Origin of the sequence: Gluconacetobacter dulcium (assembly GCF_014174165.1) — a bacterium.
GTDB classification, from domain to species: domain Bacteria; phylum Pseudomonadota; class Alphaproteobacteria; order Acetobacterales; family Acetobacteraceae; genus Gluconacetobacter; species Gluconacetobacter dulcium.
Map to the genome: position 1 here is coordinate 85885 of NZ_JABEQN010000002.1, position 13842 is coordinate 99726.

General features: G+C 66.2%; 15 protein-coding genes. 9 read left to right on the forward strand and 6 right to left on the reverse strand.

What is annotated here, in order from left to right:
• Positions 1–64 precede the first annotated feature (64 nt).
• Positions 65–1267 carry an MFS transporter gene (locus tag HLH25_RS02030; protein WP_182972489.1) on the forward strand — a complete coding sequence of 401 codons (1203 nt, stop codon included), beginning with the start codon at positions 65–67 and terminating at the stop codon, positions 1265–1267.
• A gap of 58 nt (positions 1268–1325) precedes the next feature.
• Here the strand turns inward: HLH25_RS02030 and HLH25_RS02035 are convergent, their stop codons facing one another.
• Positions 1326–2360 carry a glycosyltransferase family 4 protein gene (locus tag HLH25_RS02035; RefSeq protein WP_182972490.1) on the reverse strand — a complete coding sequence of 345 codons (1035 nt, stop codon included), beginning with the start codon at positions 2358–2360 and terminating at the stop codon, positions 1326–1328.
• Positions 2361–2646: 286 nt separating this feature from the next.
• Here HLH25_RS02035 and HLH25_RS02040 point away from each other — a divergent pair, with 286 nt between their 5' ends.
• From HLH25_RS02040 to HLH25_RS02050, 3 genes are all read left to right on the forward strand, one after another.
• Positions 2647–4446, forward strand: coding sequence for an ABC transporter ATP-binding protein (locus tag HLH25_RS02040; protein ID WP_182972491.1), 1800 nt, complete (start codon positions 2647–2649; stop codon positions 4444–4446).
• A gap of 109 nt (positions 4447–4555) precedes the next feature.
• A complete protein-coding gene (locus tag HLH25_RS02045; protein ID WP_182972651.1) occupies positions 4556–5227 on the forward strand; it encodes a GntR family transcriptional regulator in 672 nt (223 codons plus the stop codon).
• Positions 5228–5255: 28 nt separating this feature from the next.
• On the forward strand, positions 5256–5456 hold the full coding sequence (locus HLH25_RS02050) for a hypothetical protein (protein ID WP_182972492.1): 201 nt from the start codon (positions 5256–5258) through the stop codon (positions 5454–5456).
• A gap of 51 nt (positions 5457–5507) precedes the next feature.
• On the opposite strand, the gene minE is transcribed toward HLH25_RS02050, so the two are convergent.
• The 3 genes from minE to minC form a co-directional block, all read right to left on the reverse strand.
• A complete protein-coding gene (gene minE / locus HLH25_RS02055; RefSeq protein WP_182972493.1) occupies positions 5508–5777 on the reverse strand; it encodes a cell division topological specificity factor MinE in 270 nt (89 codons plus the stop codon).
• Positions 5774–6589: a septum site-determining protein MinD gene (minD, locus tag HLH25_RS02060; protein ID WP_182972494.1), complete on the reverse strand. Its 816-nt coding sequence runs from the start codon at positions 6587–6589 to the stop codon at positions 5774–5776. Before minD ends, minE begins: the two co-directional genes overlap by 4 nt.
• A gap of 103 nt (positions 6590–6692) precedes the next feature.
• Positions 6693–7415: a septum site-determining protein MinC gene (gene minC, locus HLH25_RS02065; protein ID WP_182972495.1), complete on the reverse strand. Its 723-nt coding sequence runs from the start codon at positions 7413–7415 to the stop codon at positions 6693–6695.
• A gap of 157 nt (positions 7416–7572) precedes the next feature.
• Between minC and fzlA the strand changes: the two genes are divergently transcribed.
• The 3 genes from fzlA to HLH25_RS02080 all read left to right on the forward strand — a co-directional run bounded on the left by fzlA (position 7573) and on the right by HLH25_RS02080 (position 9784).
• Positions 7573–8241 carry an FtsZ-binding protein FzlA gene (fzlA, locus tag HLH25_RS02070; protein WP_182972496.1) on the forward strand — a complete coding sequence of 223 codons (669 nt, stop codon included), beginning with the start codon at positions 7573–7575 and terminating at the stop codon, positions 8239–8241.
• Positions 8242–8257: 16 nt separating this feature from the next.
• Complete coding sequence (locus HLH25_RS02075) at positions 8258–9445, forward strand: BaiN/RdsA family NAD(P)/FAD-dependent oxidoreductase (RefSeq protein ID WP_375288953.1); 1188 nt, start codon at positions 8258–8260, stop codon at positions 9443–9445.
• A 72-nt stretch (positions 9446–9517) separates the two neighbouring features.
• Positions 9518–9784, forward strand: a complete 267-nt coding sequence (locus HLH25_RS02080) for a hypothetical protein (RefSeq protein ID WP_246401010.1) — start codon at positions 9518–9520, stop codon at positions 9782–9784.
• 64 nt (positions 9785–9848) lie between these two features.
• Here the strand turns inward: HLH25_RS02080 and sodC are convergent, their stop codons facing one another.
• Together sodC and HLH25_RS02090 are read right to left on the reverse strand one after the other, a co-directional pair.
• A complete protein-coding gene (gene sodC, locus HLH25_RS02085) occupies positions 9849–10388 on the reverse strand; it encodes a superoxide dismutase[Cu-Zn] (RefSeq protein WP_182972498.1) in 540 nt (179 codons plus the stop codon).
• Between the two features lie 144 nt (positions 10389–10532).
• Entirely contained in the window at positions 10533–12731 is a 2199-nt protein-coding gene (locus HLH25_RS02090) for a TonB-dependent receptor (protein WP_246401012.1), read from the reverse strand.
• Positions 12732–12920: 189 nt separating this feature from the next.
• Here HLH25_RS02090 and HLH25_RS02095 point away from each other — a divergent pair, with 189 nt between their 5' ends.
• Together HLH25_RS02095 and HLH25_RS02100 are read left to right on the forward strand one after the other, a co-directional pair.
• Complete coding sequence (locus HLH25_RS02095) at positions 12921–13205, forward strand: hypothetical protein (protein ID WP_182972500.1); 285 nt, start codon at positions 12921–12923, stop codon at positions 13203–13205.
• The gene (locus HLH25_RS02100; protein ID WP_182972501.1) at positions 13205–13795 is read left to right on the forward strand and encodes a PepSY domain-containing protein; all 591 of its coding nucleotides are present in this window, start codon (positions 13205–13207) and stop codon (positions 13793–13795) included. Before HLH25_RS02095 ends, HLH25_RS02100 begins: the two co-directional genes overlap by 1 nt.
• Positions 13796–13842: the final 47 nt, after the last annotated feature.

The following is a 13842-nucleotide window of genomic DNA, read 5'->3' on the forward strand; positions in this document are numbered from 1 at the left end:
TCCGGATTTTGGCAATACCGTCTTTCGGGGGATAGAGTTCCGTCATGTGATTCGGGATGACGAGATGACTGTTTCCTCCGCCTCTTTCGTGCCGGCCGGGGCCGGGATCATTCGCCTGATCGCCTGTGCCGCCGGGCTGGTGGTGGCCAATATCTATTATGCGCAACCGCTGATCGGCCTGATCGGGCCGGATATCGGTCTGGCGCCGGCCTGGCTGGGCAGCATCGTGATGCTGACCCAACTGGGATATGGCTGCGGCATGATCGGCCTGGTTTCGCTGGCCGATATCGTGGAGAATCGGCGGCTGGTGCTGGCCGCGCTGGGCGGGCTGGCCCTGACGCTGCTGGCCGCCGCCTTCGCGCGCTCGACCTGGGCGTTTCTGGTCATGGCGTTTGCCATCGGCGTGTTCGCGACCGCCGCCCAGGTGCTGGTGCCGCTGGCGTCGCATCTCTCGGCCGAGAAGGATCGCGGGCGGGTGGTGGGCACGGTGATGGGCGGGCTGATCGGCGGGATCATGCTGGCGCGGCCGTTTTCCAGCGTCGTGGCCGATCATGCCGGGTGGCATGCCGTCTTCCTGGCGTCGTGCGCGATGACGCTGGTGTTGATGGTGGCGCTGGCGCGGGGCCTGCCGCGCCGGCAGCCCGTACATGACGGGTTGACCTACGGGCATATCCTCGCCTCGCTGCCCGGTATCCTGTGCGAGACGCCGCTGCTGCGCCGGCGGGCGTTCTATCAGGGGGCGGTGTTCGCCGCGTTCAATATCTTCTGGACGGCGGTGCCGCTGCAACTGGCCTCGGCGCCGTTTCATCTGGGGCAGACGGGCATTGCCCTGTTCGCGCTGGCCGGGGCGGGTGGTGCGTTGGCGGCCCCGGTGGCCGGGCGGCTGGCCGACCGGGGGCTGACGAATGCGGCCACGACCGGGGCCATGGTGATGGTGGCGGGCGGATTCGCGCTGGGGCTGGCGGCCGTCGCGGCCCATGCGCTGGTGCCGCTGGCGGTCGCGGCGATCGTGCTGGATGCCGGGGTGCAGACCAACCAGGTGATCAGCATGCGGGCGATCTATCTGCTGCGGCCGGAGATTAGGGGACGGCTGAACGCGCTGTTCATGACCATCGTGTTTCTGTGCGGCGCGACGGGTTCGGTGCTGGCGGCCGCCCTGTTTCATCATGGTGGATGGCAGGCGGTCTCGCTGGCCGGGGCGGTGCTGCCCCTGATTGCGCTGGGGCGGCAGGCGCTGGCCGGCGAGGCGTTGCGGCGGCGCGCCTGACCGGGTGGGCGCGCCGGGTTGATTCGGCGCGCTGGTCCGGTCAGGCTTCCGTGGCTGATCAGGCCGTCTTTTTGGCCTCGATCAGTTGGCGGTAGATGTCGAGATAGTCCTCGGCCATCCGGCGGGCGGTGAAGCGTTCCTCGAATCGCTGGCGGATGCGGTCGTGCTGCATTTCGGGCAGGCGGGCGCAGGCGGCGATGGCCTCGCGCTCGTCATCCACGATCAGGCCGGTCAGCCCGTCTTCCAGCACCTCGGGGACCGAGCCGCGACGGAAGGCGACGACGGGGGTGCCGCAGGCCATGGCCTCGATCATCACCAGGCCGAACGGCTCGGGCCAGTCGATCGGCATCAGCAGGGCGCGCGCGCCCGACAGGAAGGCGGGTTTCTGGCGGTCGTTGATCTCGCCGATCAGTTCCACGCCCTCGCCCAGCATCGGGACGATCTCGCGCTCGAAATATTCGGCGTCCACCTTGTCGATCTTGGCGGCGATCTTGAGCGGTACGTTGAGGGCGCGGGCGATGCGGATTGCCTTGTCCACGCCTTTTTCCGGGCAGATCCTGCCCAGGAAGGCGAAATAGTCGCGCGGGCCGGGCTGGGGCGTCAGCAGCTTTTCAGGCAGGCCGTGCAGCACGGTGCGCACATAATGGGCCTGGGGGAGCGGCAGGCGCTGGTTGTTGGAGATCGAGACGATCGGCACCTTGGGGAAGGCGTCGAAGACCGGTTGCAGTTCCATCAGGTCCAGGCGACCGTGCATCGTGGTGAGCATCGGCGTGGGCTGGCGGCTGAAATAGGTGAAGGGCCAGTAATCCATATGGAAATGCAGGATATCGAACTGCTCCGCCGCGCGGGCGACCTGCTCCATCATGAGCATGTGCGGCGCGATCGGGTCGCGAATCGCGGGGTCGAGGCGCAGGGCCTGGGGCCAGCAGGCGGTCAGCCGGGCGGAGGTCACGCTGTCGCCACTGGCGAACAGGGTCACATCATGGCCCATGGCCGTCAGTTCTTCCGTCAGGAAAGACACGACACGCTCGGTGCCGCCATACAGTTTGGGCGGTACGGCTTCATGGAGCGGCGCGATCTGGGCGATACGCATGGGGCTGGTCACTTCTTTCTTCCGCATGAATGGACAGGGGATGCTAGCGTGGCATCGGGAAACGGCAAATCAATGGCACGCCGGAGGGCGGGCTGCGGCACCAGGTGGAACGATGCGCGATAAAGGTTGTTCCGTCTGACGGGCCGACCTGCCCGGCATCTGCGGGGATGGGCAGGGAGAGCCTATCTTTCCTGCCCACGATCCGGATAGATAAACGTTTCAGGGTGTGGAACTTTCCGCGCGTCACGACGACCGGACAGGCCGGCAGCAGAGAGGGCAGCCGATTTTGGCGACTGAGACCAGGACCACCATTTCAGACGATCAGCTGGTTCATTATCCGGGCCGGCCGCTTGCCTTCGTCTTCCGCTATGCGCGGGGTCATGCGCTGCTGCATGCCGTGATCTTCCTCTCCGTCATGGTCGCCGTGGCGTGCACCGTCGGGGCCACCTATGCCACCCGCTTCCTGGTCGATACCATGACCGCGCACGGTGTGGGAGACATGCCGCCCGTCTGGAACGCCGTGGTGGCGCTGGTCGTGGTCATTGCCTTCGACAACATGTCGTGGCGGGTGGCCGGGTGGTTCGCCACCTATGCTTTCGTGGACATGACCGGTGACGTGCGGCGCGACCTGTTCCGCTATCTGACGAGCCATTCCGCCGGCTATTTCGCCGACCGGATGTCCGGCGCCATGGCGACGCGCATTTCCACCGCTTCGATGTCGGTCTTCACGCTGGAGAATCTGGCGGCGTGGAACGTGCTGCCGCCCTGCCTGAACGTGGCGCTGTCGGTCAGCCTGCTGCTGACGATCAGCCCGGTGATGGCGGGGGTGATCGTGGCGCTGTCGGCCGGGCTGTGCCTGCTGATGTTCCGCATGGCGGCCGGCGGGCGGGGCATGCACCAGCATTATGCCGCCGAGGCGGCGCGCGTGGATGGCGAGATGCTGGACATCGTCAATAACCTGCCGCTGGTCCGGTCCTTCGGCATGACAGGCTATGAGCGGCTGCGCCTGGGCGAGACGATGCGCCAGGAGATGGGCGCGCGGGGCCGGTCGCTGCGCTACATGGAAAAGCTGCGGCTGGTGCATGCTGTGCTGACGGCGGTGCTGACGGCCGGGCTGCTGTTCTGGGTGGTGATGCTGTGGCATCTGGGCCGCGCCAGCATCGGCGACGTGGTGATGGTGGCCAATCTGGGCTTCATGATCCTGCATGGCACACGCGATCTGGCTGTGGCGCTGGTGGAGACAATCCAGCATATCGCGCGGCTGGACGAGGCGCTCTCGGCCATTCTGGTGCCGCATGAGATGGTCGATTCGCCGAATGCGCGCGGCTTTGCCGGCCCGGTGCGGGGCGAGGTCGCGTTTCGCGACGTGATGTTCGCCTATCCGGGTGGCGCGCCGGTGCTGTCGCATTTCAATCTGGTGATCGAGGCCGGGACACGGGTCGGACTGGTGGGGCGGTCGGGCTCGGGCAAGAGCACGATTCTGGCGCTGGTGCAGCGTCTGCGATACGTGCAGGGGGGCGCGGTCCAGATCGACGGGGTCGATCTGCGCGACCTGGACGAAGCGAGCCTGCGGGCCTGCATGTCGGTGGTGCCGCAGGATGTGTCGCTGCTGCGGCGGTCGGTGATGGAGAATATCCGCTACGGCCGGCCGGATGCGACGGATGACGAGGTGATCGCGGCCTCGATCGCCGCCGGGTGTCGCGACTTTATCGACGCGATGCCCGAGGGCTTCCAGACCGAGGTGGGGGATCGCGGCGTCAAGCTCTCGGGTGGCCAGCGGCAGCGAATTGCCATTGCGCGCGCGTTTCTGCGCAATGCGCCCATCCTGATCCTCGACGAGGCCACCAGCGCGCTGGACAGCGAGAGCGAGCAGCGCGTGCAGGAGGCGCTGGATCGTCTGAAGGTGGGGCGCACCGTGATTGCGGTGGCGCACCGGCTTTCTACCCTGCGCGATTTCGACCGCATCGTGGTGATGGATCATGGCCGGATCGTGCAGGATGGGCCGGTGAGCGTGCTGGAACGGACGGAAGGCCCGTATCGCGATTTCCTCGAACGCCAGTCCATGTTTATCGAGGACGTGGTGTAACGAGATGATGAAGGATTGGGACGAGGGTGAGGTGATGGAGCGTGTGGCGGCTTTGCCTGAAGGGCGGGGGCATGTCGCGGAGAAGGCGGCGTGGCCCAGCCCCGCGGCGATGGAGAATGGCCGGCGGGCGCTGAGTGCCGAAGCCTATGAATATATTCGCGGCGGGCTGATCCGCAGCCGCTACAAGGTGGGCCAGAGGCTGGTGCTGCGCCCGCTGGCGGCCGAGCTGGGGTTGAGCCCCACGCCGGTGCGCGAGGCCCTGCTGCGGCTGGTATCGGAGCAGGCGCTGGACCTGAACGACCGCAATACGGCGGTTGTGCCCGACATCACGCCCGCCAGTTTTCGCGAAATCCATTCGCTGCGCGTCGATCTGGAAAGCCGGCTGATCCAGGCGGCGGCTTTGCGGGCCACGGCTGAGGAACTGGATGCGCTGTCGGACGTGCATGAACAGTTCCAGCTTGCCTGCGCGCGGCAGGATGAAGGCATGATGGCGGCCGGGAATGCCGATTTCCATGCCATGCTGGCGGGCATTGCCGACCTGCCGCTGACGGCGAATATCCTGCATAACCTGTGGGCGCGGATCGGGCCGCTTTATGCGCTGGCCCGTACCGCGCCGCCCGCGCGGCCGGCCGGGATGCGCCACCCCCATGAGGACCTGATCGCCGCGTTGCGGGCGCATGATCCGGAGGCCGCGACCCGCGCGCTGATTGTCGATGCGGATTATGCGCGGAGCTGGATCGAGCCGTTACTGTCGCAAGGTATGGTGCGGGACCAGCCGTGAGGGGGGATATCGTGCGCCGACCGTTGGTGTGGCGACGGTCGTCGTCATCATCGCGGGCGATTGCCTGATGGTGGGCGGCTTTGGGTTCCAGGTGCCGTTCTGCCTGGACATGCTGGATTGGTACGGCCGCCATATCCAGATATTGGCGTTGCTGGTGCTGGGTAACGCCATCAGAATATGGGGCCGCCAGGATGTGCCCTATGCGGAGCGGGTTCGTCAGGGATGGTGACCGTGGGGTGGCCGGGGCCGGTCAGGCCGGACCCGGCTGGAAAGCGCCCGTTCAGGCGGTTTTGACCGCCGGTCTGGTTTCGGGAACCTCGATGTCGATCTCCAGCATCGAGACGCCTGTGCCGCGATCCATCTTGATCTGGACCTTGTCCTGATCGACCGAGATATGCCGCTTGATGACCTCCAGGATTTCCTCCTGAAGCGTGGCGATCAGTTCCGACTGGCCTTCGCCGGCGCGTTCGTGCGCCAGGAGGATCTGCAAACGGTCACGGGCGACGGGGGCCGAGGTTTTTCGTCCGAAGAATGAGGCCAGAAAACTCATGCGACACTCCGCTTGAACAGCCAGTCGAACAGGCCCTTGCGTTCGGTCGGCACGCTGACATCCAGTGTCTCGCCTTCCAGGCGGCGCACCGCTTCGAAATAGGCGCGGGACGGCGCACTGGTCGGATTGGATAACGTGACCGGCATGCCGAGGTTCGATGCCCGCAGAACTTCTTCGCTTTCGGGAATGATGCCCAGCAGGGGGATCGACAGGATTTCCAGCACGTCTTCGGTGCGCAGCATTTCGCCGCGCGCGGCGCGGGCGGGGTCGTAGCGTGTCAGCAGCAGGTGCTTGTCGATCTTCTCGCCCTTCTTGGCGCGCTCGGTGGTGCTGTCGAGCATGCCGATGATGCGGTCGCTGTCGCGCACCGACGAGACCTCGGGGTTGGTCACCACCACCGCCTGGTCGGCGTGGTACATCGCCAGTTGCGCGCCGCGCTCGATGCCGGCGGGGCTGTCGCAGATCACCCAGTCGAATTTCTCGCGCAGTTCCTCGATGACCCGGGCGACGCCCTCCGGGGTCAGGGCGTCCTTGTCGCGGGTCTGGGAGGCGGGAAGAATCGAGAGGGTTTCCAACCGCTTGTCGCGGATCAGGGCCTGGGCCAGCTTGGCGTCGCCCTGCACGACGTTGATCAGGTCGAACACCACGCGGCGTTCCGCGCCCATCACCAGATCCAGGTTGCGCAATCCGACATCGAAATCGACGACGACGACGTTCTTCCCGGTCTGGGCCAGTGCCGCGCCGAGGGCAGCGGTCGATGTGGTCTTGCCCACACCGCCCTTACCCGAAGTGACAACCAGCACCTTGGCCATACGCGTGTTTCCTTATGTCGGGACCTGCCATTCTGCGGCAACGTCTTGAATATGAATCTAGTGGCGGAAATGTGGTGAGGGCAACGGGAAAGCGGAATGTTCGTCAGTTCAGGGGCCGGACGACGAGGGTATCGTCTTCCAGCATCGCCTGGGCGGAGCGACCGTTCAGGGCGGGGTCGATCTCCTCGGCAATCATATAATAGCCGTCGATCGCCAGGAGTTCCGCTTTCATCACGCCGGCGAAGATCCGCGCCCCGGTCTGCCCGCCCATGCCGGCGATCGCCCGCCCGCGCAGCGTGCCGTAGACATGGACCGAGCCGCCCGCCGAAATCTCGGCCCCCGATGCCACGGACCCGATGACGACCACGTCGCCGTCGGGGTTCTGGACCGACTGCCCGGATCGCACCGGCCCCTCGACGACCAGCGCCGAGGGAGGCCCTGCCGGCTGGACGGCGGCGGGTGCCGTGCCGTCCGTGTCTTCGTCGGGCAGTTCCACCGTGCCGGCGGCGCGGCCGCCCTCGAATGCCATGGGCCAGTCCCAGCCGGCGACGGCCGGCCAATCCGGATCGGCGCCCTCGATCCCGATGATCCTGACCCCGCGTTCCAGCAGGGCCGGATAGAGTTCCGCCAGCCCTTCGGCATCGCCCGCCAGCAGCCCGAGATCGAGAATGATCGGCTTGCCTACGAAAAAGGAAGGCGAGCGCGCGATCTGGGCATCCAGCCCGCGCAGCCAGTCATCGAGTTCGGCTTCGGGGGAGAGCACCAGCGCCAGGAAAGAGCGGCCACGGGCGCGAATGCGGGGAAGCGGGCGGGTTTCGTCGGACAAGGGCGTCACGGACCTTCACGTTTGCTGGGAAGGGAGCCCGTACCAGCTACCGTGAGAACGGGGCGCTGTCGAGCGATCCGCGCGTTCGGGCGCCGATTTCCGTCCGGGCGTGCAAGGGCTCTTGGCGCGGCGTGTTGCGATGGCATAAACTGGTAGAATGCGTATCCTCTATCATCTTCCGCTTTCGCCCTCTTGTCGCAAGGTTCGTCTGGTGCTGGGCGAGAAGCGGCTGCCGTTCGAACTGATGATGGAACGGGTCTGGGAACGCCGGCCCGACTATCTTGCGGTCAACCCGGCCGGTACCGTCCCGATGCTGGTCGAGGAAAACGGGCTTTCGATCCCCAATTCGTCGGTGATCTGCGAATATCTCGAAGAAGCCTATCCCGACACGCCGCTGCTGGGGCGCACGCTGGCCGAGCGGGTCGAGGTGCGCAGGCTGGTCGCGTGGTTCGACGAGAAATTCGCCAGCGAAGTGACGCAGAACCTGCTGCATGAGAAGGTGATGAAGCGGATCGCGGGGCGCGGCAACCCGGACGGCAACGCGCTGCGGGCGGGGTATGCCAATATCCGCTATCATATGTCTTATCTGGACTGGTTGGCCGAGACGCGGAAATGGCTGGCGGGACCGACGCTCTCGCTGGCCGATTTCGCCGCCGCCGCGCATCTGTCGTGCCTGGATTTCATCAACGATGTCGATTGGACCAAGGCGCCGGCGGCCAAGGACTGGTACGCCCGGATGAAATCCCGCCCGTGTTTCCGCGCGCTGCTGAACGACCGGGTGACGGGGATCGTGCCGCCGGATCATTACGCCGACCTCGATTTCTGATCGCGCGATGTCCCTGATGATCGAGACGGACGCCATCGTGCTGGGCGCGGGCGCGGCCGGGCTGATGGCGGCGCTGGCGGCCGGTCAGCGCGGGCGGCGCGTGGTGGTGCTGGACCATGTGGCCGAGGCCGGGCGCAAGATCCTGATTTCGGGCGGCGGACGCTGCAACTTTACCAATCTGGATACCGAGCCGGGGCGGTTTCTCTCCGGCAATCCGCATTTCGCCAAATCGGCGTTGGCGCGGTTCAGGCCCGCCGACATTCTGGAGATGATCGGCCGCCATGGCATTGCCTGGCATGAGAAGACGCTGGGGCAATTGTTCTGCGACGGATCGGCGCGGCAGGTGGTGGCCATGCTGCTGGCGGAATGCGCGGCCGGTGGCGTGGATATCCGCCTGTCGCACCGGATCGTGGGGGTGAGCGGCGGCGAGGGGTTCCGGGTGGAGACCGATCGCGGGGTGTTCCGTGCGCCGGCGCTGGTGCTGGCGACTGGGGGGCTTTCGATCCCGCGTATGGGGGCGACCGGTCTTGCGCATGGGATTGCGCGGCAGTTCGGGCTGGGTGTGACGGCGACCGCTCCGGCGCTGGTGCCGCTGACGCTGGATGCGGCCGGGGAGGGATGGACGCGCGAACTGGCCGGCGTTTCGCTGGACGTGCAGGCACAGTGTGGCGGCAAGCGGTTTCGCGAGGCGATGCTGTTTACCCATCGCGGCCTGTCCGGCCCGGCGATCCTGCAGATTTCGTCCTATTGGGAACCGGGGCGGGAGATTTGCCTGAACCTGTTGCCTGGATGCGATGCGGGTGCGGTGTTGCGCGAGGCGAAGCGGCAGCGGCCCCGGGTGGAGGGGCGGACGATGCTGGGCGGTTTCCTGCCGCAGCGTTTCGCCCAGGCGATGGCGGCGCGCCACCTGCCGGACCGGCCGGTGGGCGATGTGCCTGACGCGGCGTTGAACCGTCTGGGGCAGGTGCTGGCCGGTTGGCGCCTGATGCCGGCCGGGAGCGAGGGCTATGCCAAGGCCGAGGTGACGCGCGGGGGCATTGATACGGGCGCCCTGTCGTCGCGCACCATGGAGGCGCGGGAGGTGCCCGGCCTTTATGCGGTGGGCGAGGCGGTGGATGTGACGGGCTGGCTTGGCGGTTATAATTTTCAGTGGGCCTGGGCCAGCGGCCATGCGGCGGGTCGCGCGATCGCCGAAAAGGGTTGATCGCGGGGCGCGCAACTCGTTGGTCCCGCCAGCCGTTTCAGGATTCGCATGGTTCTTGGACGGGAGGATGGAATGGCGACTGATCTGATTGCGCGCCTGCTGGTTGCGCGGGGGCGGATGTTCCTGCTTCTGGCAGGGCTGGCGGTTGTGCCGGCGGGGTGTACTGGTGTGGCGGAGGGGTATCCGCCGCCGCCGGGCACGCCGATCGCCGGATACGGATATCTCTGCAAGGCCGGTGTCTATACCTGCCATCTGCCGACTCAGGTGCCGCTGGGGTCCGATTGCTCATGTCCGGGGTTGGGTGCGCCGTCCTACGGGAACGTGCATCCGGGGAGATAGCCGGGCCGAATCGGAGGGGATGAGGCAGGTTCAACCTGCCTCATCCCGACCGCGCTGCGGTGGCTTACTGGGCCAGGACCGCGCAGGCCACGCGATCGCCGGCGCCGCCGATCGGCTGGGTCTGGTAGTCGTCGGGTTTGGCGTGGATGACCACCGAGGAGCCGTCGGCATCGAGCAGGGCGGGGCGTCCGCCGTCGCCCTTGAAGGACACCAGAGTGGAATAAAGCTCGACCGTCGCGGTGCCGTCGGGGCCTACATGGATGTTGGGCAGGTCGCCGTCATCGTTGGCATTGGCGTTGAGCAGGCCGTGGACCGGCTTGGCGACATCGTGCGCATGGACGTGGCCGCCGGCACTCTTGAACGTGGGGGGCGTGCAGGCGCCTTTTTCGTGGAAATGCACGCCGTGCCAGCCGGGTGTGAGGCCGGTTGCGGTGATGCGCAGGATGACGCCCTTGGGCGCGTCGGTGACCTCGACCGTGCCGTGGGAGGCGCCGTCGCTGCCCTTGAGGTCGCCCGTCACCTTGTCGGCCGCGTAGGCGGACATCGGAAGGGCGAGCAGCCCCAGGCCGAGGGCCGCGACCCAGTTCCTGCATGAATACGCCATCGTTTCCTCCTCGAATGCTGCGCGGCCGGCTTTTGCGCCGGGCCGCGCGATGGTCTGAAAAGCTAGCATGCTTCGGGCGGTTCGTCCGGAACGCGAGATTTGATCCGTCGCATCGACCGGAACGTGACCATCCATCAGCGGGGATTACAGGTCCGCCGTGATCGAGAATTTGAACGTGCGGGGCATACCTTGCAGCAGGTAGCCGCCGAAGGCCGATGCCCAGTAGCGGGTGTTGGCCAGATTCTCGACGCCGAAGCGGGCGGTCAGCGCCTTGTGGTCCACCAGGAACGTATAGCGCGCGCCGAGGTCGAATCGTGTCCAGCCCCGGACCTTCAGGGTGTTGGCGTTGTCGGCCCATTGATGGCCGGTGCGGATGGCCTGGCCCGTCAGCGTGCCGCCTTTGAGGAACGGCAGGTCGTATTCGAGGTTGGCGTTGATGGTGTAGCCCGGCACGCCGATGGCGCGGTTGCCGTCATACAGGCCAAGCGCGGTCCGCCGCTGGTTCGCGTCGATGATTGCCGTGCCGCCGTTGAAGCGCAGGCCCTTCACGATCTCGCCGTTGACCGTCCATTCGATGCCGCGATTGCGCTGTTGCCCGTCGACCGAGAAGATGGACTGCCCGCCATTGCCGTAGGGCACCGCGTACGCGTTGGGCTGTGCGATCTGGTAGAGCGCGAGAGTGGTGTTGAAGCGGCCGATATCGTATTTCGCGCCGATTTCGTATTGCACCGTCTGGTAGGGCGGGAACACCTGCCCGGTATTGATGACGTTGCCCGATGCCTGCGGGCCCTGCGCCAGCCCTTCGATCCGGTTGAAATAGAGGGAGGTCTGGCGCGTGGGATGCACCACCAGCCCGACGACGGGGGTGAAGGCGTCCTGATTGTAGCGGGTGAAGTAGTTTCCGTATCCGTAATCGTTCACCAGCATGTTCTGGTAGCGGAAGCCTGCCGTGAGGGCTACGCGATCGTCGAACGCGGACACGGTATCGGAGAAGAACAGGCTGTAGAGGCGGGTGTAGCCGTTCTTACGGGGGTTGTTGACGTTGCCGCCCACGAAGGTCTCGGGGGCCGATTGCCGGTAGAATGTCGGGTGGTAGAGGTTGGTGGCCAGCGATGTCAGCGCGAACGCATAGGCCGTGTCCTTCTCCGACCACAGGCCGGAGCCGCCCGCGTTGATTTCGTGCTTCAGCGGACCGGTGGTGAAATGCGCCCGGATGCCGGCGCGGGTGCTTTCGTTGGTCTGCACGTAGGGCACGTACATCGAACCGGCACTGGCCGCGCCGGTGGCGGCGTTGGTGACGGTCAGGGTCGAATAATTCCCCTTCTCGTTGCCGCCGAGGCCGCCGAAGGCGGCGTAGGCCGTCAGGTGCTTCGAGAAATCATGCTCCACGTTGAGCATGCCGAAGATGTAGTTCAGCTCGGTATAGGTCCAGGGCTGGCCGTAATTGCTTGACGGGGAGGGCGTGCGGGGAACGTGCGTGAGGCCCGCGCCCAGCAGCACGCCGGGGCGGCCCTGGTTGACGCCCTGGTTTTCGTAATCCATGTCCAGCGTCACGCGGGTCGCGCCGTCGCGGCTGCGCCAGTCGAAGCCGCCGCCGACGGCGACCGAATGGCGGCGTTCCAGGTCGATCGCCGTCTGGCCGCTCTTGCCCGCGACATTGATCCGCACGCCGAACTGGTTGTCGGTGCCGAAACGGTGGCTGACATCGATATTGCCGCCGCCCATGCCAGCACTCTCATAGTCGCCGGTCAGGCGGGTCAGCGGGGTTTCGCCGGCATGTTTGAACATCAGGTTGATGTTGCCGCCGATGGAGGAGCCGCCGGGGGCCGCGCCGTTGAGGAACGCGCTGGCGCCGTTGAGTACCTGCACCTGATCGTAAAGCTGCGGCGAGACGAGTTGGCGGGGCACGATGCCGTAGAGCCCGTTGATCGACACGTCGTCGCCATAGACGGGGAAGCCGCGAATGACGAACTGCTCGGAGAAATTGCCGTAACCATAGGTGGTGCGCACCGACGGGTCGTTTTCCAGCACCTGGCCGAGGGTCTGCGACTGCTGGTTCAGGATCAGGGCCGAGGTGTAGCTGCGGACGTTGAAGGGCACGTCCAGGCCCTTTTTGGTGCCGAGGACGCCGAGCTGGCCGCCGGAGATGACTTCCATCTGGTTGCGGCGCCGGGCCAGCACGACAATCTGCTCGTCGGATGGGCCTGTCTGGCGCGTCGTGCCGGTCTGGGTGGCCGTTGCGGGCGCTGCGGTGATTTTTTCGGGTTTTCGGAGGGGGGGTTGGACCTGCGCCTGATCCTGGGCCGATGCGGCGACCGGTATCGATACCGACAACATCAGCATCGTTGAATAAGCCGTCGTGCGGCGGAAGAAGGCGGAAAGCGGTCGAATGTACACAGGCGGCCTCATTGACAAGCCGTAAAGGGAGCCGACACATAGACGCAAATGAGAATATGTCGCAATACGGCGCGGACCATGAAGTCGTCTCCGTGGTATTCTCCAGACCGAATGTTGCCTGAAAGACACATGCGAATGACTCTCAAATCTCGCGACACGGCACGGTTCGGAGCGGGCGGGATATGGAAGCGATGGCTGGGACGGCTGATTGCGGTCGCGGCCACTGCCTATCTGGGCGCGTTGGGACTGGTCTCGTTGGCCTCCGGGCGAATCGGAGGCGAGGCGATTCTGCTCCAGAGCCTTGCGGTGGCGGTGCTGCCGTTGCTGATCGTCGTGTTGTTCGCGCTACCGGGGCGCCGGTCGGGGGCTTCCGTCATCGTGGTGCTTGCCGTGCCGCTTCTGCATCTGACCGGTTGCTGATGCGCGATATCCTGCGCCTTCGCATGGGCTGGCTGCATGCGTGGGTCGGCTTCGTCGGCGGGTTGGTGCTGGTCGTGGTGTTTACGGCCGGCACGCTGGCCCTCTTCGACACCGAAATCACCCGCTGGATGCAGCCGGAACTAGCGTCGCTGCCCGCTGTCGCCATGACCGGCGAGGCGCTGGATCGCGCGGGCGAGCGGGTACGGGCGTTGCGTGAGACCGGGGTGGTGGCGTTCGTCAACCTGCCGTCGGCACGCGATCCGGTGCTGCGCATCCTGCATTACGACGGACATGCTTTTATCGGGCCGGTGCTCGATCCGCGTGACGGCGCCGTGCTGACGGCGCGCGAGACATCGGGCGGGCAGTTGTTCTTCGACCTGCACCAGTCGCTCTATCGCGGGCCGATATGGGGCAATCTGGTGACGGAGATGGCCGCCATCGGGCTGATCGTCGCCGTGATCTCGGGCGTGATCATTCATTTTCGTAATCTGGTGCCCGACCGGCTGCTGTTCCGGCCCTTTGCCGCGCTGGCGGTGGCGGCGTGGCTTCGGCGGGTGCGGCCGGGGATGCGGTCCGGCGGCGTCTCCTGAGCGCTTTGCCGTCGGGCCGGTATGGCAGGGGCCTCGCGGCGATCCCA

Excerpts from the sequence above, each read along its gene's own strand:
- HLH25_RS02030 (WP_182972489.1), top strand. The coding sequence starts at position 65 with ATGACTGTTTCCTCCGCCTCTTTCGTGCCGGCCGGGGCCGGGATCATT.
- HLH25_RS02035 (WP_182972490.1), bottom strand. The coding sequence starts at position 2,360 with ATGCGTATCGCCCAGATCGCGCCGCTCCATGAAGCCGTACCGCCCAAA.
- HLH25_RS02045 (WP_182972651.1), top strand. The coding sequence starts at position 4,556 with ATGGAGAATGGCCGGCGGGCGCTGAGTGCCGAAGCCTATGAATATATT.
- minE (WP_182972493.1), bottom strand. The coding sequence starts at position 5,777 with ATGAGTTTTCTGGCCTCATTCTTCGGACGAAAAACCTCGGCCCCCGTC.
- minD (WP_182972494.1), bottom strand. The coding sequence starts at position 6,589 with ATGGCCAAGGTGCTGGTTGTCACTTCGGGTAAGGGCGGTGTGGGCAAG.
- fzlA (WP_182972496.1), top strand. The coding sequence starts at position 7,573 with ATGCGTATCCTCTATCATCTTCCGCTTTCGCCCTCTTGTCGCAAGGTT.
- HLH25_RS02075 (WP_375288953.1), top strand. The coding sequence starts at position 8,258 with ATGATCGAGACGGACGCCATCGTGCTGGGCGCGGGCGCGGCCGGGCTG.
- HLH25_RS02080 (WP_246401010.1), top strand. The coding sequence starts at position 9,518 with ATGGCGACTGATCTGATTGCGCGCCTGCTGGTTGCGCGGGGGCGGATG.
- sodC (WP_182972498.1), bottom strand. The coding sequence starts at position 10,388 with ATGGCGTATTCATGCAGGAACTGGGTCGCGGCCCTCGGCCTGGGGCTG.
- HLH25_RS02090 (WP_246401012.1), bottom strand. The coding sequence starts at position 12,731 with ATGCTGATGTTGTCGGTATCGATACCGGTCGCCGCATCGGCCCAGGAT.
- HLH25_RS02095 (WP_182972500.1), top strand. The coding sequence starts at position 12,921 with ATGACTCTCAAATCTCGCGACACGGCACGGTTCGGAGCGGGCGGGATA.
- HLH25_RS02100 (WP_182972501.1), top strand. The coding sequence starts at position 13,205 with ATGCGCGATATCCTGCGCCTTCGCATGGGCTGGCTGCATGCGTGGGTC.